The organism is Streptomyces asiaticus, from assembly GCF_018138715.1.
Classification (GTDB): Bacteria; Actinomycetota; Actinomycetes; order Streptomycetales; family Streptomycetaceae; genus Streptomyces; species Streptomyces asiaticus.
The window spans coordinates 6,498,284-6,523,729 of sequence record NZ_JAGSHX010000006.1; the positions used below are offsets into that span (position 1 = coordinate 6,498,284).

Genomic DNA, 25,446 nt, shown 5'->3' on the forward strand with positions numbered 1-25,446 from the left:
TTCTGGGCGAGGCGGTTCATGTCCATGGTGGTTCTTCACTCCTCGCGCCTGGTTCTTCACTCCTCGCGCCGCTGCGGCGCAGTGCGGCTTCGAGCCGGTTGATGCGGTCGAGCAGATCGAGCACCAGGCCGATGGAGGCGTAGTTCAGGCAGAGCCCGGTGTGCAGCCGCTCGACGCGGCCCAGCGCCGCCGGGGCGTCGAGGGCGAACACCAGCCGTCCGGCGGCGTCGCGTTCGGCGTCGATCAGGCCGAGGGCGACGAAGCGCCGGATCAGGTCGGGGTGGAGCCCGGTGCGGCCGGCCACGGTCTCCAGGGACAGCCTGCGCGCGGGCACCAGCTCGTAGTGGACGGACGTCACGGGCAGGTGGCGGGTGGCCGTGACGGTCCCGGGTACGTGCGTGCTCATCGCTCACTCCTGGGGTCGAAGGAGGAGGTGCGGCCCAGCTCCTCGAACAGCTCCCGCTCCCGGGCGCCGGGGTGGGGCGGCACCATGATGCGGATCTCGGCGTACAGATCGCCGTCGGGGCCGCGGGGGTTGGGCATGCCCTCGCCGCGCAGCCGCAGCTTGCGGCCGGTGGAGGTGCCGGGCGGGACGGTCACCTTGGCGGTGCCGCCGGGCGTGGGTACGGGGACGGTCGCGCCGAGCGCGGCTTCCCAGGGGGACACCGGAAGGTGGATGTGGACGTTCCGGCCCTCCAGCCGGAACCGCGGATGCGGCAGGATCCGCACCCGCAGATACAGATCCCCGGCCGGTGCGTCACCGGTGCCCCGGCCGCCCTGCCCGGCCAGCCGGATGCGCTGGCCATCCACGACGCCGGGCGGTACGTCGACCTCGAAGCTGCGCTGCCCCGTCGGCCCGGCCAGGGTGACGGTGCGGCGGCCGCCGTGGTACGCGTCCTCGACGGTGAGCGGCAGCTCCGCCTCCTGGTCGGCCCCGGGGATGTCCATGCGGCCTCCGCCCCGGCCCCCCATGCCGCCGCCGAAGAACGCGCCGAACAGGTCCTCGAAGTCCACTCCGCCGCCCGCGACGTCGTCGCCGAAGCCACGGACGAACCGGACCCGGTCCCCGTCCCCGGAGGTCGTCCAGCCGCGGAATCCGCCGCCTCCGCCGCCGACACCGGCGCCGACCCGCTCCTCCCAGTCCTCGGGGATCTTGCGGTAGTCCTCGCCGAACCGGTCATAGCGGGCCCGGGTCTTCGGGTCGGAGAGCACGCTGTAGGCGTCGTTGAGCTCCTTGAACCGCTCCTCGGCGTTCGGGTCCTTGTTCACATCCGGGTGGTACTTGCGGGCCTGGGTGCGGAACGCCTGCTGGATCTCGTCCTGGCTCGCGCCCCGGGACACCCCCAGCACCTCGTAGTAGTCCCGTGCCATGGCCGTCTCACTCCCGCTTCGCCACGGCCACGGCCACCGGCCTCAGCTGTTTGTCGGCCTTCCCGTAGCCGGGGCGCAGCACCTGGACCACGGTGCCCGGTTCCGCGTCGGGGTCCTCGACCACGCCGACCACCTCGTGCCGGGCCGGATCGAACGGCACCCCCGTCTCGGCCTCCCGCTCGTAGCCGAGCCGGGACAGGGTGTCCACGGCCTGGTCGTGGATGGCCCTGACGCCCTCCACGATCGAGCCGGGATCGGCCTCGGCGTGGGAGAGGGCCAGCTCGAGGTTGTCGATCACGGGCAGCAGGGCCGCCGCCGTACGGGCCCGCTCGGCGGCCCGCTCCCGCTCCAACTCCCTGGCATGGCGCTTGCGCAGATTCTCCAGATCGGCCAAGGCCCGGCGCCAGCGGTCGTCGAGCTCGGCCACCGCGGCGGCCTGCTCGACCGCCCGCTCGTCGGCTTCGCGGAGGGCGGGGCCGCCGGCCGCGTCCGGGCCGGGGCCCTCCCCGCCCGCGCCGCGCGCCTCCGCGGCGCCCGGGGCGGGCAGGCCCTGCTCCTGCTCCGGCTCCGTCACGGCGCCCTCCGGCACCGGGTCGGGCTGCTGCGGTTGAGTGGACATGGCGGCCTCTCAGTGCGCCTTCGTGGGATCGGCCTGTGCGGTCTTCGTGGGATCGGTCTTGGTCGGATCTGCCGTCGTCGGATCGGCCTTTCGGTTGAGCCCTTGTCGCATCGGTCAGCCCTTGTCGAACTCGGCGTCGATCACGTCCTCGTCGGCTCCGCCGCCCCCGGCGCCGGTGTCCTGGGCGTCGCCCGCCCCGGGTCCGGCCTCGCCGCCTGCCGCGCCGGCACCCGCGCCCGCGGGCTCGTGGGCCTGGAGCCCCGCGTAGACCTGCTGGAGCTCGGAGGCCAGCGGCCTGGTCCGATCGACACCGGCCTCGTCCCTGACCGCCTCGCGGGCATCGTGCACCAGCATCTCGGCGCGCGATCTCTCATGGGAGGGCACCGCGTCGCCCAGTTCAGCGAGCCGCTTCTCGACCTGGTAAGCGGCGGCATCCAGCTCATTGCGCGCGTCCACCGCCTCACGCAGCGCCTGATCCTCACCACGGTTGCGCTCGGCCTCCTGGACCATCCGCTCCACCTCCCCACGGTCGAGATTGCCGGTCTCACTGATCTGAACGGACTGCTCCTTGCCGGTGTCCCTGTCCCGCGCCGTGACGTTGAGGATGCCGTTGGCGTCGATATCGAAGGTCACCTCCACCTGCGGCTCACCACGCGGCGCCGGACGGATACCGGTCAGCTGGAACCGGCCGAGCACCCGGTTGTCAGCAGCCCGCTCACGCTCACCCTGAAGGATCACGATGTCCACAGCCTGCTGATTGTCCTCAGCCGTGGAGAACGTCTCAGTGCGGCGCACCGGAATCGTGGTGTTCCGGTCAATGATCTTCGTCATCACACCGCCACGGGTCTCCACACCCAGCGACAACGGCGTCACATCCAGCAGCAGGACATCCTTGACCTCACCCTTGAGCACCCCGGCCTGGATCGCCGCACCCAGCGCCACCACCTCATCGGGATTGACGCTCATATTCGGCTCCTTGCCACCGGTCATCCGGCGGACCAGAGCCTGCACAGCGGGCATCCGGGTCGAGCCACCGACCAGGATCACCTCATCGATATCACTCTCACCCACCTTGGCATCGCCCATGGCCTGCCGCACCGGGCCCAGACACCGCTCCACCAGATCCCCGGTGATCTGCTCGAACGTGGACCGCATCACCGTCTCGGTCAAATGCTTCGGACCGGAAGCATCCGCGGTGATAAACGGCAGACTGACCTGGGTCCGGGCCACCGAACTCAGCTCGGTCTTGGCCTTCTCCGCGGCCTCGAAGAGCCGCTGCAACGCCTGCGGGTCCCGACGCAGATCAATCCCGTTCTCCCGCTGGAACCCATCGGCAAGATGATCGACCAGCCGCCGGTCGAAATCGTCCCCGCCCAGATGACTGTCACCCGCCGTGGAGCGGACCTCCACCACCCCGTCCCCGACATCCAGGATGGACACATCGAAGGTGCCGCCACCGAGGTCGAAGACCAGGACAGTCTCATGACCCTTCTTGTCCAGACCGTAGGCGAGGGCAGCCGCGGTCGGCTCGTTGATGATCCGCAGCACCTTCAGACCGGCGATCTCCCCCGCATCCTTGGTCGCACTGCGCTGGGCATCGTTGAAATACGCGGGCACCGTGATGACCGCCTCGGTCACCCGCTCCCCCAGCTGCTTCCCGGCGTCGTCAGCCAGCTTGCGCAGCACCTGCGCACTGATCTCCTCCGGCGAGTACAGCTTCTCACCCACCTTGAAGCGGGCCAGCCCCCCCTCGTCCGGGACGACGTCATAGGCCACCGCCCTGGCCTCGTCGGAAACCTCGTCATAGTGACGGCCGATGAACCGCTTGGCCGAGTAGATGGTGCCCTTGGGATTGAGGATCGCCTGGCGCCGGGCCAACTGCCCCACCAGCCGCTCACCGGTATCGGTGAAAGCCACCACCGACGGTGTGGTGCGGCTTCCCTCGGAATTCGGAACGACCGAGGCCTCACCGCCTTCCCACGCGGCGATCACCGAGTTGGTGGTACCCAGGTCGATACCGACTGCCTTGGCCATGGCAACTCCTTCCAGGGGCGGCCCCGGGCCACATGCACTGCCCAGACGGCCGCGGAAGCGGGATCGATGGACGGGGCCTCTCCTTCAAGGGTGACAAATCGGACAGGAATCGGCCCCTGTGCGCCGGGGTCGAATATCGGTGGCCCGAATACGCCCATGGACGGGGGCCGGGGCCGGCCCCTCAGGCCATGGGGCCGGTCCCCTCAGCTGGTGGAGCCCTCGGAGCTGGTGGAGCCCTCGGAACCCGTGGAGACGTCCTGCTCGACCCAGATCGTCTTGCCGTCCGTGCTCTGCCGGGTGCCCCAGCGCGTCGCCATCTGGGCGACCAGCATCAGGCCCCGGCCGCCCTCGTCGAAGACCCGGGCCCGCCGCATATGGGGTGCCGTGCTGCTGGCGTCGGAGACCTCGCAGATGAGGTCGCGGTCGCGGATCAGCCGCAGCCGGATCGGCGGGCGGCCGTAGCGGATCGCGTTGGTGACCAGTTCGCTGACGATCAACTCGGTGGTGAAGACGGTCTCCTCAAGACCCCAGTCGATCAGTTGCTCGGTGGTGCTCCGGCGGGCCTCGGTGACGGCGGGCGCCTCCGCCGGGACGTCCCAGGTGGCGACCCGGTCGGAGTGGAGCGCCCGGGTGCGGGCGAGGAGCAGGGCGATGTCGTCGTCCGTGTGGGCCGGGGGCAGGACCCGCAGGACGTCGTCGCAGAGCGCGTCCAGGGAGGGGGCGGGACGGCTCAGGACATCGCGCAGCGTCTCGAGTCCGTCGCCGTTCTCGCGGTCGCGGCCGTTGATCAGGCCGTTGGTGTAGAGGGCGAGCAGACTGCCCTCGGGCAGCTCCGTCTCCATGATCTCGAAGGGCAGTTCACCGAGGCCCAGGGGCGGGCCGATGGGCGGGCCGAGCACATCGGCGGTGCCCTCCGGGCTGATCACCAGCGGCGCGGGATGGCCCGCCGCGGCGATGGAGCAGCGGCGCGAGACCGGGTCGTAGACCACGTACAGACAGGTGGCGCCGAAGGACCAGAAGCGCTCGGTCTCCTCGTCCGAGTACAGCCGGGTGACCATGTCGTCGAGGTGGGTCAGCAGCTCCCCGGGCGGCAGATCGATATCGGCCAGGGCGCGTACGGCGGTGCGCAGCCGCCCCATGGTGGCGGCCGCCTGGATGCCGCGCCCCACGACATCCCCGACCACCACGGCGGCGCGGGCGCCGGACAGCTGGATCGCGTCGAACCAGTCGCCGCCCACCCCGGCCCAGGCGCCCGAGGGCAGATAGCGCGAGGCGATCTCCAGGGCGGTCAGCTCGGGCAGCCGCTGCGGCAGCAGGCTGCGCTGGAGGGTCTCGGCCGTTCTGCGCTCGCGCAGATAGCGGCGGGTGTTGTCCACACAGACCGCCGCCCGGGCGGTGAGCTCCTCGGCCAGCAGCGTGTCGTCGTCGGTGAAGGGCGCCGGGGTGCGGTGGCGGGCGAAGAAGGCCGCGCCGAGGGTGACCCCGCGGGCGCGCATCGGCGTCACGATCACCGAGTGCACTCCGTGCGCGCGGATACGGGCGGCCCGGCCGGGGTCCTTGGTCTCCCAGCTCGCCAGCAGGGACGGCGTCACCTGGTGCCGTGCGGCCCGGCCCTTGAGCAGGCACGCCGCCGTGGGGGAGTGCTCGGGGTGGGTGGCCAGGTCCCCGACGTCGGCCAGCGCCTCGGGGGCGCCGTCCAGGACCGACCGGTGGGCCGCGCGCCGCAGGGTGACGGGCTCGCGCAGCGGCCCCTCCGGGGGCTCGTCGCCCTCGTGGAGGAAGGTGAGCAGATCGACGCTGGCGAAGTCGGCGAGCCGGGGGACCGCCACGGCGGCCAGCTCCTGGGCGATCCGGTCCAGGTCCAGATGGCTGCCCAGCCGCGCCCCCGCCTCGTTGAGCAGCTGGAGCCGCTGCCGGGCCTCCTGCTCGGCGGTGGTGTCGCGGGCCGCGAAGCACACGCCGCGCAGCCCGCCGGTGCGGTTGTTGGCCAACGGGGCCAGCGAGACCGACCAGGCGTGCTCATGGCGCTCGCCGGGCCTCCGCAGATGGGTCTCCAGCTCCAGCCGTTCGCCGCTCTCCAGCACCTGCCGCATGGCCCGCTCGACCCGGTCGCTCTCCCCGTGGCCGACCAGCTCGGTCAGCCGCAGTCCGCGCATCTGCTCCTCGGTGCGGTCGGTGGCGGCCTCCATATCAACGTTGGCCCGGGCCAGCCGCAGCTCGGTGTCGAAGAGCGCCAGGACGCAGGGGCACTGGGCGAAGGCGTGGTCCGCGGGGGTGACCGGCTCCCGCGGTTCCCGCGGCGCGGCGGAGACCAGGAGCCAGCCCGCGGGGCCGTCGTCGCGCGGGCCGCGGTGGGCCAGCAGCTCGACCTCCAGCGAATGGCCGTCCCGGTGGCACAGCGCGATTCGGCCGCTCCACCGGGGCCCGTGGGCCAGGCACGGGCCGGCGGCCGCGTCGGTGTCCCCGGCGGTGCCCCTGCCGGTGTCTTCGGCGGTGCCCCTGCCGGTGTCCTCGCCGCTGCCCGGGGCGGTGCCCCCGCCGCTGTCCCCGGCGGCCGTCTCGCCGCCGCTGCCCCCGGCGGTCGGCTCGGCGCGCAGCTCGGCCGCCGGCCGCCCTACGACCTCCTCGGCGCGATAGCCCAGCAGCCGCCGCGCGCCCTCGCTCCACCCGGTCAGCACGCCGTGGTCGTCGACCGTGGCCGTGGCCAGGCCGAGGGCGCCGGGCGGCGGGTCCGGCCGGACGCCGGGGGCGGTGGGGTCGGGAGGCGTCATCATCGGGCATCGGGTCGACGGCTCATGGACCCGGCGGATGCCACTCGATCATCAAAATCGTGGCGTCGTCGCTGAGTTCGCTGTGCCGGTGGTCGAGGATCGCGTGGATGAGCAGGCGCAGTACCTCGGGGGCGTTCTGCCCGGCGGCCGTCGAGCGGATGATGTGGTCGGCGAAGCGCTCCAGGCCGAACTGCTCGCCTCCCTCGTCGCGCGACTCCACGACCCCGTCGGTGTAGAGCAGGACGCGGTCACCGGGCTCCAGCGTCGTCTCGTGGATCTGGCGGGGCGCGTCCGACAGCCGCGCGGGCAGCCCCAGCGGCGGTTCGGCGGGCCGCTCCAGCTCCTTGTCCAGCAGCCGCTGGCGGCGGATGACCAGCGGTGTGGGGTGGCCGCAGTTGGACCAGCGCAGCGTCCCGCTGGGCATGTGCAGCTGGAGGAAGACGCCCGTGCAGAACTGGTCCGGAAGCCATTTGGCCAGCGCCTCGTCCACGGTGGTGACGAGCGCCGCCAGATCGGCGCCGGTGCGCCGGGCGTTGCGGCTGCCCGCCATCGCCACGGAGGTGGTCAGCCCGGACGCCAGGTCGTGGCCCATCGCGTCGAGGATCGTGGCGTGCAGGATGTCCTCGGTGAACGAGTGGTCGAAGGCGTCGCCCCCCAGCTCGTACGCGGGCTCCACGACGGCCGTCGAGACCACCTGGCCGGTGCCGATGGAGCGGGGCGGGAGAAAGGCCCGCAGCATCTCCGTGGGCAGCTGCATGGACCGGGTGCGGGTGCGCTGCGCGAAGGTGTCGATATAGGTCCGCTTGGCCGTGATGACCATGGCGAGGAGCGAGGCCAGCGTCCGGCAGCGCCAGAGCCTGAGCCCGTCCAGGGAGGCCATCCGCAGTTGCAGGACCCCCAGCCGCTCCGCGCCGTTCAGCAGCGGCAGCCATACGGTGAGCCCGCCCGTACCCTCCTCCTCGATCCGCACCGAATCGGTGCGGTAGGCGAATCCGGCCAGGGAGTGGTCGAGCTCCAGGCGCGGCTCGCCCTCCTCGAGCGGCATCAGCAGCCGCTGCCGGAGGTCGATCAGGAAGACGACCGCGTGGCCCATGTTCATGGCCTCGGTGTAGTGGTCCAGGGCCACCGGGAGCTCCGCCGGTGATGCCTCCTGGGTGGCCCTGAGCAACTCCTCCAGCAACTGCTCAGCGGTCTCGGCCGAGGTCGACACGTTCGCGTCCACCATGCGCTCAACCTTACGGCGGCGGGCCCGGCGACGCCCGGGGCTCACGGGGGATCACGGGGGATCACGGGGGCGTGGGCACCGGCTCCCGGGGGACGGCGGCGGGCTCGCCGGGGGCGAGGGCCTCCCGTGCGGCGGCCTGGCGTACGACGGTCTCCAGGCCGGCCTGGCGTACGACGGTCTTTCGTAGGGCGGTCTTCGGCAGGGCCAGGGCGGTATCGCGCAGGGCGGTCTCCGGTACGGCTACGGCGCCAGCGCGTACGGACTCCGGTACGACCACGACGCCATCGCGTACGGCGGACTCCCGTACGACCACGGTGGCATCGCGCGCCCCCGCCCCCACTCCCGCCCCCGACTGCGGAGCCCGGGAGAGCAGGACCACCCCGCGGGCGGCCGCCGCCGCGCCCACGGCGGCCAGGGCCCAGCCGCCCGGGCCGCCCCGGAACCGCTCGTCCAGCAGGACGATCCCGATGGCGGCCGCCGCCACCGGGTTGGCCAGGGTCAGGGTGGCCAGGGGCGCGCCGAGGCCGCTGCCGTAGGCGCTCTGGGACAGCAGCAGACCACTCACCGCGAAGGCCGCGACCAGCAGGGCCACCACCACGGTCCGCCAGGACACCAGGGCCGCCCCGGGGGCGCGGGAGGCGGCGAGCGCGACCGTGAGGGTCTGGGTGAGCGCCGAGGCGACACCGGAGGCGACCCCGGACGCGGTGGCGAACCGCAGCCCACGGCCCGGTGTGCCGCGCCCCCCGCGCCCCCGCCGGACGCACAGCCCGATGAACGCCAGCACGACGGCCGCCAGCCCGACCGCCTCCGGCAGGCTCAGCGTCTCGCGCGGGGTCTCCCCGGCGGTGACCGGCAGCAGGGCGCCGAGGCCGAGCAGGGCGAGGACCACGCCCCGCCACTCGTCCCGGACCACCCGCCGCCCCGCGAGTCGCGCGCCCAGCGGGACGGCCGCCACCAGGGTCAGCGCGCCGAGCGGCTGGACCAGGGTGAGCGGTCCGTACCGCAGCGCGGCCACATGCAGCAGGGCACCGGTGGAGTTGAGGCCGACCGCTCCCCACCAGGCGCCGCGCAGCAGCAGCCGCGGCATGCGGTCCGGCCGGCCGCCCGCGGCCAGCCGTTCCTGGGCCACGGCCGCGGTCGCGTAGGCGACGGCCGAGGCGAGCGCGAGCGCTACGGCTATGACGGTCGGGTTCATCGTGAACCCTGCCTTCCTCTGGGCACTGTCTGTCTGCCACCGATGGCGCTATCGGCACACAGACGTATCGATACGAGAGTGTACCGGTGCAGGGCCGTATCGGTACAAGGGTGTATCGGTACGCGGATGTGTCGGTACACTGCGTGGTCGGGGAGGGGAGCCGGAGTCCGGTGGACCGAGGAGGAGAACCCGATGGCGACGCAGAGCCCGGAGACGGACGCGCCGCAGCGCCGTTCCAAGATCACCCCCGAGCGGGAGCAGGAGTTCTATCAGGCGGTCCTCGACCTGCTCCAGGAGGGCGGCTACGAGGCCCTCACCATCGAGGCGGTCGCCGCCCGCACCCGCGCCAGCCGCTCCACCCTCTACCGGCAGTGGTGCACCAAGCCCCAGCTCGTCGTCGCCGCGCTGCGCTCGTGCAAGCGCCCCTTCGCGCTGGAGGGCATCGACACCGGTTCCCTCGCGGGCGATCTGCGCGCCGTCGCGGAGGCCGTGGGCGAGGCGGGGGAGGTGTGCGGCGGTGACACCGCGCTGGTGTACGCCCTCGGGCACGCCGCGCTCCAGAACCCCGATCTGCTCCAGGCGCTGCGCGCCGCGCTGATCGAGCACGAGGTGAAGACGATCCAGGCGATGGTCCGCCGGGGCGTGGAGCGCGGCGAGGTGGCGGCGGACAACCCCGCCGTCGAGTTCGTCCCCACGCAGCTGATCGGCGCGATGCGGGTGCGCCATCTGCTCGAGGGCCGGGTCGCCGACCGCGCGTATCTGACGCGCTTCCTCGAGGCGTCGGTCTTCCCCGCGCTCGGGCTGGCGCCTTAGGGGGCGCCCGGCGGCCCGTGCCGCCTGCGGCGAGCTCCTCCCCTCCCCACCCCTCCCCAAAACCGGGCCTCCGCCCCAGACCCCACAACCGGGGCTTCACCCCAGCCCCCACCGGGCCCTGCCCCAGCCCCCGCCGGGGCTCCGCCCCAGCCCCCCGGGGTCCAGGGGCGGAGCCTCTGGTTGCGGGAAGGGGCGGGGAGGGGAAAGAACCAGCGGGCACCCCTCAGCGCTGCCGGGCCGCCGTCAGATGATGGGCGGGCGGCCCAGCTTGGTCATGTGCCACACCGTGCGCCAGCGCATCGGGCGGCGGCGCCCGCAGTTGGTGCGGAGGCCCTCCAGGAAGCCGCCCGCCCAGGCCCGCAGCCCGGCCAGGGAGCGGGTGCGGGCGAGTGTGAGCAGGGTCCAGGTGGCCAGGTAGAGCGGCACCAGCGGCAGCGGGAGATGGCGGCGGGCCAGCCAGACCCGGTTGCGGGCGGTCATCCGGTGGTAGACGGCGTGCCGGGCGGGGGAGGTCCGGGGGTGCTGGAGCAGCAGTTCAGGGGCGTAGACGACCTTCCATCGCGCGTCGAGGGCCCGCCAGGCGAGGTCGGTCTCCTCATGGGTGAAGAAGAACTCGTCCGGCCAGCCGCCGATCTGCTCCAGCATCGCCATCGACAGGCCGTGGGCGCCACCGAGGAAGGTGGTCACCTCACCGCCGCGCATCGGGTCGGACGCGCGCAGCCGGGGCACGTGGCGGCGCTGGGTCTCGCCCGTCTCGTCGGCGATGCGGAAGCTCACGATGCCCAGGCGCGGGTCGTCGGCGTACAGATCGCGCACCCGGCGGAAGACATCGGCGTCCACCAGCAGCCCGTCGTCGTCGAGGTCGACCACCACGTCCACGTCGCCGAACTCGCGCAGCCGCCGCCAGGCGACGTTACGGCCGCCCGAGACCCCGAGGTTCTCCGCCAGCTCGACCGTGGTCACCTCGGCGGGGAACTCCGGGAACTCCGGGAGCGGGGAGCCGTTGCCGACGACCACGACACGGGCCGGGGGCACGTCCTGCTTCGCGACCGACTCCAGCAGGGCGGCCACCTCTCTGGGCCGGTTGCCCATGGTCAGGATGGCGATACCCAGGCGTGGTTCGGGGGCGGCGGACACGGTGGGACTCCAGAGTTCGGTTGCGATGCCCGCGATCGTAACCGTTCACTCAGAAAGACACTTCCGTATGGCTGATGTTCATCAAGGGTCGAGCAATGAGTCAGTTTCAATGAGTCAGGCTCAAAGACTGAGCAAAACAATCAGCCGTCGAGTGCGGCGAGCGCCTTCCTGGCCGCGCTGATGGCGCCCTTACGGATGTCATCGGAGCCGGCGGCCTTGTGGCTCTCGAAGTCGCCGCCGTTGTAGGTCACGGTGACCGTGGCGTTGTCCTGGTGGACCGTCACCACGGCCTCGCGTATGCCCTGGTCGTCGTCCTCGGTGGTCTTCTCGGTCACCGAGGCGTCGTCGCCGAGGCCGGGCACCGCGCTGCCGCCCTCGCTCTTCTGCTTCCCCGCGACGCTCTTGACGTCGTAGGCGATGTCCAGCCAGCGGTAGTCGAAGTCGTCCAGCGCATGCCAGGAACAGCCCGTACGGCGGTTGAGGTCGCTGGACTTCAGCTCGTTCCCGGCCGTTTTGGCGCCCGGCACCAGGTCCTTGATCATCGACCCCGGGAGGACCGTACACGCCTCCTCGGGCGGCTTGGCGTAGCGCGGTGCGGCGGCGCCGGTGGCGGGGGCCGAGGTCTGCGGGGAGGGGCCCGCCGGGGTGGCGCTCGCGTCCGAGTCGTCCGACGTCGTCATGGCCACCCCCGCGGCGGCGAGGACGGCGACGGGCAGCAGACGGGCGACCAGGGTGAGCGGCAGAGAACGCACGGCGGTCTCTCTTCGTTCGGATGCCGGTGTGGGGCGGTGGTGCGGCGGTGGTGGGGCAGTGTGGGGCGGTGGTGGGGCAGTGGTGAAGATGTGGCGCGGTGGGAAACGACCCTGCCATATCGAGCGGTCCTCGAACAGTCCGGGGGGTGGGGAGGGGGCGCCCGGGAACCGCTGTGCCGATGGGGTGAATTGCCCGCATCTCCACATTATCTCCACAATCGGAGGGTTATCTACGACGGGTGACGTTCCCTCATCCGTCAGCCGCGGCCGATGTACGGCATCGCCGTCGCCATGACCGTCGCGAACTGCACATTCGCCTCCAGGGGCAGCGACGCCATGTGCCGCACCGTCCGTGCCACGTCCGCCACGTCCATCACGGGCTCGGCCACCACCTCCCCGCTCGCCTGTGGCACCCCGGCGGACATCCGCTCGGTCATCTCGGTCGCCGCGTTGCCGATGTCGATCTGCCCGCAGGCGATGCCGTACCGGCGCCCGTCCAGCGACAGCGACTTGGTGAGCCCGGTGATCGCGTGCTTGGTGGCCGTGTACGCCACGCTGTCCGGCCTGGGCGTGTGCGCCGAGAGCGAGCCGTTGTTGATGATCCGGCCGCCCCGGGGGTCCTGGTCCCGCATCAGCCGGAAGGCCGCCTGCGCGCACAGGAACGCCCCCGTGAGATTGGTGTCCACGACCGACCGCCAGTCCTCGTAGGCCAGATCCTCCAGCGGCACGCCGCGCGGGCCGAAGCCGCCCGCGTTGTTGAACAGCAGATCCACCCGCCCGAACCGCTCCCGCGCCGCCGCGAAGAGCGCGTCCACCCGCTCCGGGTCGGCCACGTCCGTCGGCACCACCGGGGCCGGGGGGCCGCCACCGGCCAGCCGCGCCGTCTCGGCCAGGGCCTCCTCGCGGCGCCCCGCCAGCACCACCGACCAGCCCGCCTCGAGGAGTTCGAGCGCCACGGCCCGGCCGACCCCGGAGCCCGCGCCCGTCACCACCGCCACTTTCGACACCACCGACACACGACCGTCGCTCATGGCGCCGCAGCGTACGCCACGTCAGTTCGATGTGCAGGAGGGCCGATTCGCGGTAAAGGTCCCTTCCGGCAACGGACCTCACCGAGCGGTCATATCGATGTCGTGTGCACGCAAACGCCCGGCCGTCCTCCGGCACTCCAATTCCTCTGACGCCACGAGCCAGGGGAGAGCACATGGCACACGACTCGCATCAGCGCGCCATACGAGCCGCGGCCGCAACGTTGGGACGCCGCCACTTCCTCACCGTGACGGGGGCCGCCGCCGCGCTCGCCTTCACCACCAACCTGCCCAGCGCCCACGCCGCGCAGGTGTCGCCGCACGCGCTCGCCGACAACCCGTTCACGCTCGGCGTGGCCTCCGGCGACCCGCTGCCCGACGCCGTCGTGCTGTGGACCAGGTTGGCGCCCCGCCCCTACGAGCCGGGCAACGGGCTGCCCGAACAGGGCACCGCCAAGGTCGAGTGGGAGATCGCCCGCGACGAGAAGTTCCGCCGCGTCGCCCGCCGGGGGACCGTCACCGCGCACGCCGAGTTCAACTACACGGTGCACGTGGACGCCAAGGGCCTCGAGCCGGGCCGCGTCTACTGGTACCGCTTCAAGGCCGGGAACTGGACCAGCCCGGTGGGCCGCACCCGCACCACCCCCGCCCTGGGCGCCAAGGTCCAGGAGGTCCGCTTCGGCCTGGTGTCCTGCCAGGCGTACCACGACGGCTACTTCACCGCCTACCGCCACCTGGCGGAGGAGGACCTGGACGCCGTCTTCCACGTCGGCGACTACCAGTACGAGTACGCGGTCAACGCGGCGGGCGGCGCCCGCAAGTACACCGACCGCACCCTCCCCGCGGTGTTCAACAAGGAGACCATGACCCTCGGGGACTACCGGCTGCGCTACGCGCTCTACAAGTCCGACGAGGACCTCCAGGCCGCCCACGCCGCCTTCCCCTGGTACGTCACCTGGGACGACCACGAGACCGAGAACAACTACGCGGGCGACATCGACGAGAACGGCGGCCCGTCGGACGAGTTCCTGATCCGCCGGGCGGCCGCCTACCGGGCGTACTGGGAGAACATGCCGCTGCGGATGCCGCAGCAGCCGAGCGGCGCCGACATGCGGCTCTACCGCCGCTTCCACTACGGCAAGCTGGCCCAGTTCGACATCCTCGACACCCGCCAGTACCGCTCCAACCAGGCGTACGGCGACGGCTGGCAGTACCCGGGCCCGGAGTCCGAGGACCCCTCGCGCACCCTCACCGGCACCACCCAGGAGCGCTGGCTGCTCGACGGCTTCCAGCGCTCCACCGCCACCTGGAACGTGCTGCCGCAGCAGGTCACCTTCTCCCAGCGGAAGAACACCACGGCCGCGCGCTCCAAGCTCTCCATGGACTCCTGGGACGGCTACCCCGCCTCCCGGGAGCGGATCCTGGCCGGTGTCGAGAAGGCGGGCCTGGACAACTTCGTCGTCCTGACCGGCGATGTCCATGTGCACTACGCCTTCGACATCAAGAAGGACTTCGACGACCCGGGCTCCCGGACCCTGGGCGTGGAGTTCGTCGGCACCTCCATCAGCAGCGGCAAGGACGGCGCCGACAAGCCCGACAACTGGGCCACCTACATGGCCGCGAACCCGCATATGAAGTTCTACAACGGCCGGCGCGGCTATGTGACGGTCTCGCTGGACGAGGAGCGGGCACGGGCCGACTACAAGACTGTCTCCGCGGTCACGACCCAGGGCGCGCCGCTCACCACGGCGGCGTCGTTCGTCAGCGAGGCCGGGAACCCCGGCCTGAAGCAGGTCTGACGGGCGGGCGGGCCCGGCGCGCACCCCATGCGCCGGGCCCGCCCCGCTCACGCCTCGTCACCGGCCCGCCCCGCTCACGCCTCGTCACCGGCCCGCCCCGCTCACGCCGCGCCCTCGTGCGTGTCCGTGTCCTCTCCCGGATAACGCACCCCCAGCCGCTCCCGCGCCGCGTCCAGGGTCCGCATCACCGCCAGCGTGCCGTCCAGTGGCACCAGCGGGGACTCCGTCTCGCCCGCGCGCAGCGCGCGCATCACCTCCGCCGCCTCCCGCTGGTAGGAGCGCAGCCCGTCCGCCGCCGTGATCTCCTCCGGATCCCGGCCGGGCCGGTGCAGTACGAACCGCTCGGGGTGGAAGAAGCCGCGCGGGAACTCGATCCGCCCCGCCGTGCCCGTCACCGCCGCCGTCATCGGCGTATCGGCGGTGATCGAGCAGGACAGCAGCGCCACCGCCCCGCTGTCCCAGCCCAGCGCCAGGCCCGTGTTCACATCCACGCCCTCGGGGGAGAGCTGCCCCACCGCCCGTACCTCGTCCGGCTCGCCGAGCAGCAGCTGGGCGAAGGAGACCGGATAGACGCCGAGGTCCAGCAGGGCGCCGCCGCCCAGCGCCGGATCGCGCAGCCGGTGGTCCTCGGGAAACGGGCCGGGCAGCCCGAAGTCCGCGTGGACCGCCCGGACCTCGCCGATCGCGCCGTCGTGGATCAGCTCGGTCATCCGGCGGACGACCGGATCGCAGTACGTCCACATCGCCTCCATCAGGAAGCGGCCCCGGGCCCGGGCGAGGTCCACCAGCTCCTCGGCCTCGCGGACATTGAGCGTGAACGGCTTCTCGCACAGCACCGCACGCCCCGCCTCCAGGCACAGCCCGGCCGCCGCCCGATGGGCCGAGTGCGGGGTGGCGACATAGATCACATCGATGTCGTCATCGGCGGCCAGCTCCTCCCAGCCGCCGTAGGCGCGGGGTATCCCGAACCGCTCCGCGAACCGCTTCGCCGACTCCGGCCGGCGCGAGCCGACCGCGATGACCTGCGCGTCCGTCATCTCCAGCAGATCCGTGACGAACGAGGCGGCGATCCCACCGGTCGCCAGAATCCCCCACCGCACGGTGCCCGAGCCGCTCGTCCCGGCCATCCCGACCCCGTTCTCCCCTGTCCCCAGAGGTTCGAGTCCATTCGAATCGCTGAGAGCATAGGAACGTATCAACGACTCATGGAAGGTACGCATGCAGCAGCCCGGCCAACCGGCCGCCGCTCCCACCCGGGCCGACCTGCCCGGAACCCCGTCCCCCGAAGCCTCCCGCACCTCCGCTGCCGCCTCTCCCGGGCTCATCGCGCAGCGCCGTACGAGCCTCCTCGTCACCTTCGTCCTCGGCGGGCTCACCGCTCTCCCCGCCCTCTCGATGGACATGTACCTCCCGGCCCTGCCGGAGGTCACCGACGCGCTCCACAGCTCCGCCGCCACCGCCCAGCTCACCCTCACCGCCTGCCTGATGGGCATGGCGCTCGGCCAGCTCGTCGTCGGCCCGATGAGCGACAAGTGGGGCCGCCGCCGTCCCCTCCTCATCGGCATGGTGATCTACGTCATCGCCACCGCCATCTGCGCCTTCGCGCCCACCGCCGGGCTGCTCATCGGATTCCGGCTGCTCCAGGGGCTCGCCGGGTCGGCCGGGATCGTGATCGCCCGCGCCGTCGTCCGCGACCTGTACGACGGCGTCGCGATGGCCCGCTTCTTCTCCACCCTCATGCTGATCTCCGGCGTCGCGCCCATCGCCGCGCCCGTCATCGGCGGGCAGATCCTGCGCTTCACCGACTGGCGCGGCGTCTTCGTCGTCCTCACCGTGATCGGCGCCCTGCTCACCCTCGTCGTCTGGCGCTTCCTGGGCGAGACCCTGCCCGCGGAGCGCCGCCAGGACGGCGGGCTCGGCCAGACGCTCCGTACGATGCGCGGGCTGCTCGCCGACCGCGTCTTCGCCGGATACATGCTCGCGGGCAGCTTCGCCTTCGCCGCCCTCTTCGCCTATGTCTCCGGTTCGTCCTTCGTCGTCCAGGAGATCTACGGCGCCTCGCCGCAGACCTTCAGCCTCCTCTTCGGGCTCAACTCGATCGGCCTCATCGGCATGGGCCAGATCAACGGCCGGGTGCTCGTCGGCCGGGTCAACATGGACAAGGTGCTGGCCGTGGCGCTGACGCTGATCGCCCTCGCGGCGACCGCGCTGCTGGCCCTCTCCGCCGGGGTCTTCGGCGAGGCCGGTCTGGGTCCGGTCGCGGCCTGCCTGTTCGTGCTGATGTCGTCGATGGGTCTGGCCATGCCCAACACCAACGCCTCGGCGCTGATGCGCACCCCGCACGCCGCCGGTTCCGCCTCCGCGCTGCTGGGCACCTCCACCTTCCTGCTGGGCGCGGTCGCCTCCCCGCTGGTGGGGATCGCGGGCGAGACCACGGCGGTGCCGATGGCCGTCGTCCAGCTGGTGTGCGCGCTCGCGGCCATGGCCTGTTTCATGGGACTCTGCCGTCCGTGGCAGCGACGTACGAAGCACAGCGTGACCGTGGTCTGACCCGGCTGCTGGAGACCGTCAGGGCGCTTCCCGAGGGGGAGCGCCCTTGGTGTTCCGGGGTGGCGCTGGCCGCCGGGACCGGCTCCGGCCCGCTGGCCGAGGAGTGCTTCGGCTGGGCGGTGCGGTACGCGGCGTACGACGAGAGGGCCGACCGGGGCGTGGAGCTGCCGCGCGAGCGGTGGGTGCCGGTGCGCCGGGGCCGGCGGCAGGACACGATCTTCGACCTCGCCTCGCTCACCAAGCTGTGCACCACGATGGTGGCGCTGCGGGCCGTCGAGCGCGGGCTGATCGCGCTGGACGGGCGGGTCGCCGCGTACGCCCCGGAGTGCACGGCCGCCGCCGAGCACGGCATCACCGTGCGGCAGCTGCTCACCCACACCTCCGGGCTGATCCCCGAACTGCCGCTGTACGAGGAGGACGGGCGGGAGCGGGCGCTGGCCCGGCTCGCGGCCGAGCCGCCGGCCACCCCGCCCGGCACCGCCCGCCGCTACTCGGACCTCAACTTCCTGCTGCTCCAGCGCGTGGTGGAGCGTTCGGCGGGGCAGCCGCTCGACCGGCTCGTCCAGGAGACGGTCACCGGCCCGCTGGGCATGGCCGATACCCGCTTCAACCCGCCCGCCTCCTGGCTGCCCCGGATCGCGGCCACCGAGGACCAGCGGCGGCCCTGGGGCAAGCTGGACCGGGGGATGCTGCGGGGCGTGGTGCACGACGAGAACGCCTGGGCGCTGGGCGGGGTCGCGGGGCACGCCGGGCTCTTCTCGACCGCCGGGGACCTGGCCGCGCTGTGCCGGGCGCTGCTGGCCGGTGGCGGGCCCGTGCTGTCGGCGGAGTCCACCGAGCTGATGCTGACCGCGCCGGGGCTGGGCTTCGAGGTCGACCAGCCGTGGTTCATGGGGGAGTTGGCGGGACGGGGCGCGGCGGGGCACACCGGGTTCACCGGGACCAGTCTGGTGGTGGACCGGGCCCGTGGCGCCTATCTGGTGCTGCTCGCCACCACCGTGCATCCGCGCCGCCGCCCCGGTGACAGCGCGCCCCGCGCGGCGGCGGCCACGGCGCTGGCCCGCGCCCTGGACTGATGTGCCCTCACCAGTCGGCGATGTCCGGACCGTTGGCCTGATGCGTTCGCTTGGTTAGCCTGTGCAACTGCCGTGTACCCCCGGACGGCCGCGCTGCTCCACCGCCATGAGGAAGACCGCTGTGACGAACCTCCAGGACCCGCAGGACTCTCCGGCCCCTCCGGCCCCTCAGGACCCACCGGGCGCGGAGGACGCGCCCGGCGACCCGGGCCCGGCGGCGCCGCCCCCCGGCTGCCCCGCCCACGCCGACCCCTCCTACGCCGGCCCCGCGCTGCTGTACGGGGAGCGATACCTGCGGAACCCCGCCGAGAGCTACGAGCGGATGCGGCGCGACCACGGACAGGTGGCCCCGGTCCTCCTGGAGTCCGACGTCCCCGCCTGGCTCGTCCTCGGCTATCGCGAGATACGCCAGGTCGTCACCGACGTCCAGACCTACGGCCGCGACTCACGCCGCTGGAACCGCTGGGACGAGGTGCCGTCCGACTGGCCCCTCATGCCCTGGGTGGCCCACAGCCCCATGATCCACTTCACCGAGGGGGACGAGCACCGGCGGCGCTCGGCGGCCGTCAGCGACGCCCTCGCCTCCGTCGACCCCTTCGAACTGCGCCGGCACTGCGAGCGCTTCGCCGACTCGCTGATCGACAAGTTCGTCGGCAGCGGCAAGGCGGACCTGGTCTTCGACTACGTCTACTCGGTGCCCGCCCTCGCCATGGGCCAGATGTTCGGCCTGCCCGAGGACCAGCTGGAGTACATGGCGGAGGCGGTGACCGTCTCACTGCTCTCCAACGACGAGGCCATGGCGGCCCAGCAGCGGGCCGCGGAGGTGGTGCAACGGCTGGTGGCGGCCAAGCGCGAGGAGCCGGGCCCGGACGTCACCTCCCGGTTCATCCAGAACTCCCCGGACCTCACCGATGAGCAACTCGTCGGTGACCTGATGGTGATGATCGCCGCGGGCATGCCCGCCACGTCCTACTGGATCGGCAACACCGTCCGGCTGATGCTCACCGACGACCGGTTCACCATGACCCTCGCGGGCAACCGCCGCAGCATCGGCGAGGCCATGAACGAGGTGCTGTGGGCGGACTCCCCGCTCCAGAACGTCATCGGCCGCTTCGCCACCCGGGACACCACGCTCGGGGGCCAGCGCATCCGCGCCGGCGACCTCCTCGTCCTCGGCCTCGCCGCCGCCAACGCGGACCCGCTGCTGTGGCCCGACGCCGGGGCGGGGTACGCAGGGAACAACGCGTATGTGTCCTTCACCGGCGGCGACTACGGATGTCCGGCGGGCGCGCCGGACCTGGGCAAGATCATCTCGGAGACGGCGATCGAGGTGCTGCTGGACCGGGTGCCGGACCTGGAGCTGGCGGTCGAGCCCGACGAGCTCCAGTGGATGGACTCCCTCTGGTACCGCTGCCTGGTCTCCCTCCCGGTCACCTTCACCCCGGCCCCGGCCGCGGGGCCGTGACGCCCGCGGCGGGCTGTTCCCCTCCCCGCCCCTCCCCACAACTGGGGCTCCGCCCCAGACCCCGGCGGCGGGGCCGCCGGTAGTGGTGCGCGGAGGGGGAGCCCCCTCCGAACCGGCTGCGGGGCCAGGCGGCGCCCGGCGGGTCGTGACGCCTGCGGCGGGCTGAGCTTCGATAGGCGGCTCCCCCGCGTCCCAGACCCCGGGGTCCAGGGGCGGACCCCCTGGTAACGGGAAGGGGCGGGGAGGGGAAAGATCCGCCCGGACACCCCGTAGGAGCGTGCCCCCGAAGGGGCGCGGGGCTGTGTCGATGTGCGGCTCCGCCGCGTGGGCGCGACCAGCCACGATGGCGCCGCGGACGATCGACGGCAGGGCACGGTTCCGGCGGAGCGCTCGGCGGAGCGTCTAGCGGGGTGGCGCCTCCTCGGGCGGCCAGACGTCGCCCCAGGCGACATCGCGGGCGGCCCGGTACAGCGGCCCCTGACGCTTGGTCACCGTGGCGCGCCCCAGCCCCTCCTCGGGTGCGCACAGGTCCAGCAGCACCTGGCCCTTGCGGATCTGCGGGCGGCGCACCACCCGCGCCTCGGCGGGCGTCGCGTCGAACCGTACGGCCGCGACATAGCTGAACTTCTCGTCCTCGTACGGCAGCGAACCGCCCTTGACCCGCCGGTGGAGGGAGGAGCGGCGGACCCGGGTGGCGAAGTGGCACCAGTCGGCGCCGGGTTCGATCGGGCAGGACGCGCCGTGCGGGCAGGGGGTGACGATCCGCAGCCCGGCCGCGAGCAGCCGGTCCCGGGCCTCGCGGATCCGCAGATAGCCCTCCGGGGTGCCCGGTTCGATCAGCACCACGGCCTGCGCCGCGCGCGCCGCCTCGGCCACGACGGCGTGCCGGTCGGCCTCGGTCAGCTCGCCCAGCACATAGCTGACGGTCACCAGGTCGGTCCCGTCCGGCAGCGCGAGGCCGTCGCCGATGGCCCGGCGCTGCCAGTGGGCGGTGCGCAGCGACTCGGAGGGCGCCTGCCGGGCCAGTTCGCGGCCGAGGGTCAGCGCGGGCTCGGCCCAGTCCAGGACCGTGGTGGTGTGCCCGGCCCGCGGCCAGGTGGCGGCCACCGCCCAACTGGCCGCGCCCGTACCGCCGCCGATGTCGATGTGCGTGGCCGGGGCCCACTCGGGCGTACGGGCGCGGAAGGCGTCGAGGGCGGCGCGCACGGCCTCGAAGGTCGCGGGCATCCGGTACGCGGCGTACGCGGCGACGTCGGAGCGGTCGCGCAACACGGGCGCGTCGGTCGGGGTGCGCCCCCGGTAGTGGCCGATCAGCCGGTCGACCGCCTGGGCCGCCTGGCGGGGCGGCAGACCGTCGAGGAGCCCGGCGAGCGCGGTGTGGGGCGTCTCGTCGGTGGGGGCGGCGTCGGGGGCGTGCATTCGGGGGATTCTACCGGCGGGAGGGGGCGCCTTCGGCGCCTGGGCAGAGGGCCGCCGCTTGAGCCTGGACCGGGGGCCTCTCGCGGGGTCCGCTGCTCACGGGGCCCCGCCGCCTGGGCTGGGGGCTCTCTCGCGGGGGTCGGCTGCGTTCCAGGTCGGCGTCGGCGTCGGCGTCGGCGCCTGGGCCGGGGCCTCCCTCGGGGTCCGCTGTGCCCCAGGCCGGCGTTGGCACCTGGGCCGGGGCCTCTCGCGGGGTCGGCGGCGTCCCAGGTCGGCCACGCCACCTGAGGCGGGAACCTCCCGCGCGGTCCGCTGTCCCCAGAGCCACCCTCCCCGCCCGGGTGGGGGCGCTGTCCGGCCTCGCTCACCCCCCGCTGAGCGCCCGCGGCATTCGTACGGGCGTGGAGATCAGCCGTCCCGGCGCGTCCGTGATGATGCCGTCGCAGCCCAGCCGCAGCATCCGGTCCCGCTGGGTCGGGGTGTCCACGGTGTGCGCCCACACCCGCGGTATCCCGGAGGCGACGGCCCGCCGTACGTCCTGGTCGCGCGCCCGGTAGTCGACGTCCAGCAGATCGACGACCCCGCGCCAGTCGCGCGGGGTGTCGGTGCGCATCTGCCGGGCGGACCGCCACAGCTGGGTCAGCAGCCCCATGCGGTGGGCCTCGCGGGCCACCTCGGGGTGGTTGCTGTTGACGTAGACGGAGTGGACCAGCCCCCGGTCGCGGATCAGCTTCGCCAGCCGCGGCAGGCTCTCCGGGTCCTTGGCCTCGACCATCAAGGTGATCCGGCCGCCGAACCGGTCCAGCACCTCGGCGACGGTCGGTGGCCGCTCGGGCCGCCAGGTGCCGCGCAGGGAGGGGTCGGGGCGCAGCCGGACGTCCCGCCACTGGGCGGTGGTCAGGGCCCGTACGGGCCCGGTCCGGTCGGTGGTGCGGTCCAGCGTCGCGTCGTGCATCACCACGAGCGTGCCGTCCGCCAGCATGCGGCTGTCGAAGTCCAGGACCTGGACGTCATGTCTGCTGAAGGCGGCGGCCAGCCCGGACATGCTGTTCTCGGGCACTTCCAGGGCGCCGCCGCGGTGCGCGGTGTAGACGACGCCGGGCTTACGGGACGACGGCGTCGTGAGCGCGGGCCGGAGGCCGAGGCGCGCGGGTTCGGCGGCCGACGGGGGTATGAGGCGTCGTACGGACGGACGAGCGGTGGGGTGGGCCGCGACGGCCGCCGGTATGGAGAGGCCCAGCACCAGGACGGCGGTCAGAAAATGCCTGCTGATCATATAGGGAACGCTAGGTGCGTGACATCCCTTATGCCCTGATATCGGCACCCGGTCGGGGTGCTCTCACCCACCCCGGATGCGGACACCGGCCACTTCCGGAGCAGGATGGTGGCAGCATTGATCGGGTGCCGGCGGTACCGCCGGGACCGGCGGTGAAGCGAGGCGGTAGATGGAACGCAAGGGCAGGTTCTCCCAGTGGCTGCGCCGGCCGAGGAGCGGAGCGGGCGGCGACCAGGGGACGGGAGCGGGCGCCGGAGGCGTCCGCGAGGACCTGCTCATGGCCGCCGCGGCGGCGGGATTCCCGCTCGCGCCGGCCGCGCACCCCTCCGGCTACGGCTGCTCCTGCGACCGCATCGGCTGCCCCACCCCGGCCCGCCACCCCGTCTCGTTCGCGTGGCAGACCCAGGCGACGACGGACCCGGACAAGGTCGCGCAGTGGCTGCGCGCCGATCCCCAGGCCAACTTCATCACCGCCACCGGAATCGTCCACGATGTGCTCGACGTGCCCGCGGACGCGGGGCGGCTGGCCCTGGAGCGGCTGGGGGCGGCCGAGGTCGAGGTCGGGCCCGTGGCCACGAGCAGTGGCGATCTCCAGCAGGGCCGGATGCTGTTCTTCACGGCCACGCGGGGTACGCCCGACGACGAGGACGAGTGGTGGCCGTGTGAGCTGGACTGTCATCCGGAGACGATGGATGAGCATCCGGGGCTGCGGTGGCATTGCCGGGGGAGCTATGTGCTGGTGCCGCCCGCGCGGTTGCCCGGGGACGGGCATGTGGGGTGGGTGCTCGGGCCGGAGCGGGCGCTGCCGGATCCCTTGACGCTGCTGGAGGCTCTCACCGATGCGTGTGCCCGCTTCGCGGGCGAGGATCAGGATCAGGCGGCCGCCTGGCCCATGGGGCGGTAAGGCAGGGGTGTGGGGCAATCGTTCCTCCCCCAGCTACCGCTGGGAGGTGCCCCCGGGCGGAACGGGTGGGCACACCCCACCCACCGGCCCGCACCCGACAACGAAACCCCACGGGCCCGGCGCCTATTCGCCCTTCGCGGCGGTGACGCCCTCCAGGCGGTTCAGGAAGACCACCTTCGGGTCTGCCGCGTCCTTCGCCGGGACCCGTACCGCCGACTCCGCGATCCTCGTCAGCGTCACCGCCTTCTTCGCCTCCCCCGTCATCAGCGCCTTGATCTGCGGATCCGGGTTGGGCCGGAACCCCTTCGCCATGGTCTGCTTCTGCCGGTGGTGCGAGGTGAAGAAGACGATCGCCCCGCCGTCCGAGGTGCGCAGCCCCACCGGGGCGTCCTGCGCGCCCTGCGCCGGGCTGTCGATGTACTCGGTCCAGAACTTCGGCGTGCGCAGGTACTTCTTCCGGGCGTCCCGCATCCCCGATGTGGACTGGCCGTCGGCGAAGACCGAGCCCTTGCCCGTCATCAGGTAGTCGGCGTACTCCGCGCTCAGCTTGTCCGGCCGGGTGGCCAGCTTCGGGGCCGGCCCCGAGGTCCGGACCGGCTTGGCCCAGCCGTCCTTGTCGGTCGCGAAGTCCGGCACCTCGTCCTGGCTGAGGATCGACAGATACGCGGCCTTCCACGGCTCGTCCGCACCGTCACGGGTGAAGACGAACAGCCAGCGGTTGTCGTCGCGGTTGCTGTCGGTGTCCGCGACGAAGAACTTCGGCCAGCCCACCTGCTTGGGGATGCGGTAGGTGACGTCGGACAGCTCCAGCGACGGGTACTGGGGGTTGCCCTCGGGCGAACTCGCGTGCTGGGCCTTGAGGTCGGCCGTGGTGATGGCCTCCAGCGGGCCCGTCTCCACCTGGCTCGCCAGCGCCGGATCCAGCTCCCGGTACGCCTTGTTGTACGTGTCGGTGAACTGCTTGAGCGCCTTGGGCGCCTCAGCCTTGTCCACCGACGGAATGTTCTCCCGCTCGCCGTGCACCGTCATGCACCCCGTGAGCGTCATCCCCAGCGTCAGTACCACCGCTGCGGTCGGAACTGCCAGCTGCCGACGGGGCGACCTGCGTGTCATGGGGCTCCGGCTCCCGATTCGTGGGGGCTGCTGTGGACGGCGACACCCTACCGGGGCGAAGGAACAGCGCGAGCGTGGGGACCAGGTAGAGCGCCCACATCCACACCTGGAGCCAGGTCGGGTCCGGCTGGAAGTTGAAGACGCCCTTGAGCACCGTGCCGTACCAGGAGTCCGGCGCGATGGTGGAGCTGATGTCGAAGGCCAGCGAGTGCAGCCCGGGCAGCCAGTCGGCCTCCTGGAGGTCGTGGAAGCCGTACGCGAGCACCCCCGCCGCCACCACGACCAGCATCGCACCGGTCCAGGTGAAGAACTTCGCCAGGTTGATCCGCAGCGCGCCCCGGTAGAACAGCCAGCCCAGCACCACCGCGGTGACCAGGCCCAGGACCACGCCGATCAGCGGGTCCGCCGTACCGTCGTTGCTCGCCCGCACCGCCGTCCACACGAACAGCGCGGTCTCCAGGCCCTCCCGGCCGACCGCGAGGAAGGCCGTGGCCACCAGCGCCCCGGTGCCCATCGCGAGCGCCGCGTCCAGCTTGCTGTGCAGCTCGGACTTCAGATGGCGGGCGGTGCGCCGCATCCAGAACACCATCCAGGTCACCAGGCCCACCGACAGGATCGACAGCGAGCCGCCCAGCGCCTCCTTCGCCTCGAAGGTCAGCTCCTGCGAGCCGAACTCCAGCGCCGCGCCGAAGGACATGCTCAGGATCACCGCGACGGCGATCCCGAGCCACACCGGGCGCAGCGCCTCCCGGCGCCCGGTCTTGACCAGATAGGCGACCAGGATGCACACCACCAGGCTGGCTTCCAGCCCTTCGCGCAGACCGATCAGGTAATTGCCGAACACGGGGTTCGCCTTCCTTGTCGAGGGTTCGTGGAAGAGGTCGAGGGTTCCTGGCGGA

General features: G+C 72.6%; 21 protein-coding genes. 6 read left to right on the forward strand and 15 right to left on the reverse strand.

The genetic code is table 11. From position 1 onward, the window contains the following. Positions 1-16 precede the first annotated feature (16 nt). From KHP12_RS35545 to KHP12_RS35575, 7 genes are all read right to left on the reverse strand, one after another. A complete protein-coding gene (locus KHP12_RS35545) occupies positions 17-406 on the reverse strand; it encodes a chaperone modulator CbpM (protein WP_086885198.1) in 390 nt (129 codons plus the stop codon). Beyond that, complete coding sequence (locus KHP12_RS35550; RefSeq protein ID WP_210609204.1) at positions 403-1,371, reverse strand: DnaJ C-terminal domain-containing protein; 969 nt, start codon at positions 1,369-1,371, stop codon at positions 403-405. The genes KHP12_RS35545 and KHP12_RS35550 overlap by 4 nt, the downstream gene beginning before the upstream one ends. Positions 1,372-1,378: 7 nt before the next feature. Next, entirely contained in the window at positions 1,379-1,990 is a 612-nt protein-coding gene (locus KHP12_RS35555) for a nucleotide exchange factor GrpE (protein ID WP_210609202.1), read from the reverse strand. Between the two features lie 114 nt (positions 1,991-2,104). After that, positions 2,105-4,024, reverse strand: coding sequence for a molecular chaperone DnaK (gene dnaK, locus KHP12_RS35560; RefSeq protein WP_210609200.1), 1,920 nt, complete (start codon positions 4,022-4,024; stop codon positions 2,105-2,107). 203 nt (positions 4,025-4,227) lie between these two features. Then, positions 4,228-6,795 carry a SpoIIE family protein phosphatase gene (locus tag KHP12_RS35565; RefSeq protein WP_211834948.1) on the reverse strand — a complete coding sequence of 856 codons (2,568 nt, stop codon included), beginning with the start codon at positions 6,793-6,795 and terminating at the stop codon, positions 4,228-4,230. Between the two features lie 22 nt (positions 6,796-6,817). Next, positions 6,818-8,020, reverse strand: coding sequence for a PP2C family protein-serine/threonine phosphatase (locus KHP12_RS35570; RefSeq protein WP_210609198.1), 1,203 nt, complete (start codon positions 8,018-8,020; stop codon positions 6,818-6,820). Between the two features lie 61 nt (positions 8,021-8,081). Further along, complete coding sequence (locus KHP12_RS35575; protein WP_210609197.1) at positions 8,082-9,215, reverse strand: DMT family transporter; 1,134 nt, start codon at positions 9,213-9,215, stop codon at positions 8,082-8,084. Between the two features lie 192 nt (positions 9,216-9,407). Between KHP12_RS35575 and KHP12_RS35580 the strand changes: the two genes are divergently transcribed. Continuing rightward, positions 9,408-10,028 carry a TetR/AcrR family transcriptional regulator gene (locus KHP12_RS35580; protein WP_037965831.1) on the forward strand — a complete coding sequence of 207 codons (621 nt, stop codon included), beginning with the start codon at positions 9,408-9,410 and terminating at the stop codon, positions 10,026-10,028. A 243-nt stretch (positions 10,029-10,271) separates the two neighbouring features. Here KHP12_RS35580 and KHP12_RS35585 read toward each other — a convergent pair whose 3' ends face one another. From KHP12_RS35585 to KHP12_RS35595, 3 genes are all read right to left on the reverse strand, one after another. Next, positions 10,272-11,120 carry a glycosyltransferase family 2 protein gene (locus KHP12_RS35585; RefSeq protein WP_211834949.1) on the reverse strand — a complete coding sequence of 283 codons (849 nt, stop codon included), beginning with the start codon at positions 11,118-11,120 and terminating at the stop codon, positions 10,272-10,274. Between the two features lie 185 nt (positions 11,121-11,305). Then, a complete protein-coding gene (locus KHP12_RS35590; RefSeq protein ID WP_210609196.1) occupies positions 11,306-11,917 on the reverse strand; it encodes a hypothetical protein in 612 nt (203 codons plus the stop codon). Between the two features lie 257 nt (positions 11,918-12,174). Next, entirely contained in the window at positions 12,175-12,948 is a 774-nt protein-coding gene (locus KHP12_RS35595; RefSeq protein WP_210609195.1) for an SDR family oxidoreductase, read from the reverse strand. Between the two features lie 173 nt (positions 12,949-13,121). Here KHP12_RS35595 and KHP12_RS35600 point away from each other — a divergent pair, with 173 nt between their 5' ends. After that, on the forward strand, positions 13,122-14,744 hold the full coding sequence (locus KHP12_RS35600) for an alkaline phosphatase D family protein (RefSeq protein WP_211834085.1): 1,623 nt from the start codon (positions 13,122-13,124) through the stop codon (positions 14,742-14,744). Positions 14,745-14,845: 101 nt separating this feature from the next. On the opposite strand, the gene KHP12_RS35605 is transcribed toward KHP12_RS35600, so the two are convergent. After that, entirely contained in the window at positions 14,846-15,871 is a 1,026-nt protein-coding gene (locus KHP12_RS35605) for a Gfo/Idh/MocA family protein (RefSeq protein ID WP_211834086.1), read from the reverse strand. A 91-nt stretch (positions 15,872-15,962) separates the two neighbouring features. Here KHP12_RS35605 and KHP12_RS35610 point away from each other — a divergent pair, with 91 nt between their 5' ends. The 3 genes from KHP12_RS35610 to KHP12_RS35620 all read left to right on the forward strand — a co-directional run bounded on the left by KHP12_RS35610 (position 15,963) and on the right by KHP12_RS35620 (position 19,835). Continuing rightward, positions 15,963-17,294, forward strand: coding sequence for a multidrug effflux MFS transporter (locus tag KHP12_RS35610; RefSeq protein ID WP_086884845.1), 1,332 nt, complete (start codon positions 15,963-15,965; stop codon positions 17,292-17,294). Positions 17,295-17,299: 5 nt separating this feature from the next. Beyond that, entirely contained in the window at positions 17,300-18,370 is a 1,071-nt protein-coding gene (locus KHP12_RS35615) for a serine hydrolase domain-containing protein (RefSeq protein ID WP_372455320.1), read from the forward strand. A gap of 121 nt (positions 18,371-18,491) precedes the next feature. After that, positions 18,492-19,835 carry a cytochrome P450 gene (locus KHP12_RS35620; protein WP_245010083.1) on the forward strand — a complete coding sequence of 448 codons (1,344 nt, stop codon included), beginning with the start codon at positions 18,492-18,494 and terminating at the stop codon, positions 19,833-19,835. 402 nt (positions 19,836-20,237) lie between these two features. Here the strand turns inward: KHP12_RS35620 and KHP12_RS35625 are convergent, their stop codons facing one another. Beyond that, complete coding sequence (locus KHP12_RS35625; RefSeq protein ID WP_211834087.1) at positions 20,238-21,254, reverse strand: small ribosomal subunit Rsm22 family protein; 1,017 nt, start codon at positions 21,252-21,254, stop codon at positions 20,238-20,240. A gap of 364 nt (positions 21,255-21,618) precedes the next feature. Beyond that, positions 21,619-22,530, reverse strand: coding sequence for a glycerophosphodiester phosphodiesterase (locus KHP12_RS35630; protein ID WP_211834088.1), 912 nt, complete (start codon positions 22,528-22,530; stop codon positions 21,619-21,621). A gap of 169 nt (positions 22,531-22,699) precedes the next feature. On the opposite strand from KHP12_RS35630, the gene KHP12_RS35635 reads away from it, so the two are divergent. Next, a complete protein-coding gene (locus tag KHP12_RS35635; RefSeq protein WP_211834089.1) occupies positions 22,700-23,434 on the forward strand; it encodes a bifunctional DNA primase/polymerase in 735 nt (244 codons plus the stop codon). A 123-nt stretch (positions 23,435-23,557) separates the two neighbouring features. Here KHP12_RS35635 and KHP12_RS35640 read toward each other — a convergent pair whose 3' ends face one another. Next, complete coding sequence (locus tag KHP12_RS35640; protein WP_472911741.1) at positions 23,558-24,481, reverse strand: SCO2278 family lipoprotein; 924 nt, start codon at positions 24,479-24,481, stop codon at positions 23,558-23,560. After that, positions 24,414-25,391, reverse strand: a complete 978-nt coding sequence (efeU, locus tag KHP12_RS35645; RefSeq protein WP_086883419.1) for an iron uptake transporter permease EfeU — start codon at positions 25,389-25,391, stop codon at positions 24,414-24,416. The genes KHP12_RS35640 and efeU overlap by 68 nt, the downstream gene beginning before the upstream one ends. Positions 25,392-25,446 lie beyond the last annotated feature (55 nt).

What these genes read in the sequence shown, in the direction of transcription:
- KHP12_RS35545 (WP_086885198.1), bottom strand. Translation starts at nt 406, where the DNA reads ATGAGCACGCACGTACCCGGGACCGTCACGGCCACCCGCCACCTGCCC.
- KHP12_RS35550 (WP_210609204.1), bottom strand. Translation starts at nt 1,371, where the DNA reads ATGGCACGGGACTACTACGAGGTGCTGGGGGTGTCCCGGGGCGCGAGC.
- KHP12_RS35555 (WP_210609202.1), bottom strand. Translation starts at nt 1,990, where the DNA reads ATGTCCACTCAACCGCAGCAGCCCGACCCGGTGCCGGAGGGCGCCGTG.
- dnaK (WP_210609200.1), bottom strand. Translation starts at nt 4,024, where the DNA reads ATGGCCAAGGCAGTCGGTATCGACCTGGGTACCACCAACTCGGTGATC.
- KHP12_RS35565 (WP_211834948.1), bottom strand. Translation starts at nt 6,795, where the DNA reads ATGACGCCTCCCGACCCCACCGCCCCCGGCGTCCGGCCGGACCCGCCG.
- KHP12_RS35570 (WP_210609198.1), bottom strand. Translation starts at nt 8,020, where the DNA reads ATGGTGGACGCGAACGTGTCGACCTCGGCCGAGACCGCTGAGCAGTTG.
- KHP12_RS35575 (WP_210609197.1), bottom strand. Translation starts at nt 9,215, where the DNA reads ATGAACCCGACCGTCATAGCCGTAGCGCTCGCGCTCGCCTCGGCCGTC.
- KHP12_RS35580 (WP_037965831.1), top strand. Translation starts at nt 9,408, where the DNA reads ATGGCGACGCAGAGCCCGGAGACGGACGCGCCGCAGCGCCGTTCCAAG.
- KHP12_RS35585 (WP_211834949.1), bottom strand. Translation starts at nt 11,120, where the DNA reads ATGGGCAACCGGCCCAGAGAGGTGGCCGCCCTGCTGGAGTCGGTCGCG.
- KHP12_RS35595 (WP_210609195.1), bottom strand. Translation starts at nt 12,948, where the DNA reads ATGAGCGACGGTCGTGTGTCGGTGGTGTCGAAAGTGGCGGTGGTGACG.
- KHP12_RS35600 (WP_211834085.1), top strand. Translation starts at nt 13,122, where the DNA reads ATGGCACACGACTCGCATCAGCGCGCCATACGAGCCGCGGCCGCAACG.
- KHP12_RS35605 (WP_211834086.1), bottom strand. Translation starts at nt 15,871, where the DNA reads ATGGCCGGGACGAGCGGCTCGGGCACCGTGCGGTGGGGGATTCTGGCG.
- KHP12_RS35610 (WP_086884845.1), top strand. Translation starts at nt 15,963, where the DNA reads ATGCAGCAGCCCGGCCAACCGGCCGCCGCTCCCACCCGGGCCGACCTG.
- KHP12_RS35625 (WP_211834087.1), bottom strand. Translation starts at nt 21,254, where the DNA reads ATGCACGCCCCCGACGCCGCCCCCACCGACGAGACGCCCCACACCGCG.
- KHP12_RS35630 (WP_211834088.1), bottom strand. Translation starts at nt 22,530, where the DNA reads ATGATCAGCAGGCATTTTCTGACCGCCGTCCTGGTGCTGGGCCTCTCC.
- KHP12_RS35635 (WP_211834089.1), top strand. Translation starts at nt 22,700, where the DNA reads ATGGAACGCAAGGGCAGGTTCTCCCAGTGGCTGCGCCGGCCGAGGAGC.
- KHP12_RS35640 (WP_472911741.1), bottom strand. Translation starts at nt 24,481, where the DNA reads ATGACGCTCACGGGGTGCATGACGGTGCACGGCGAGCGGGAGAACATT.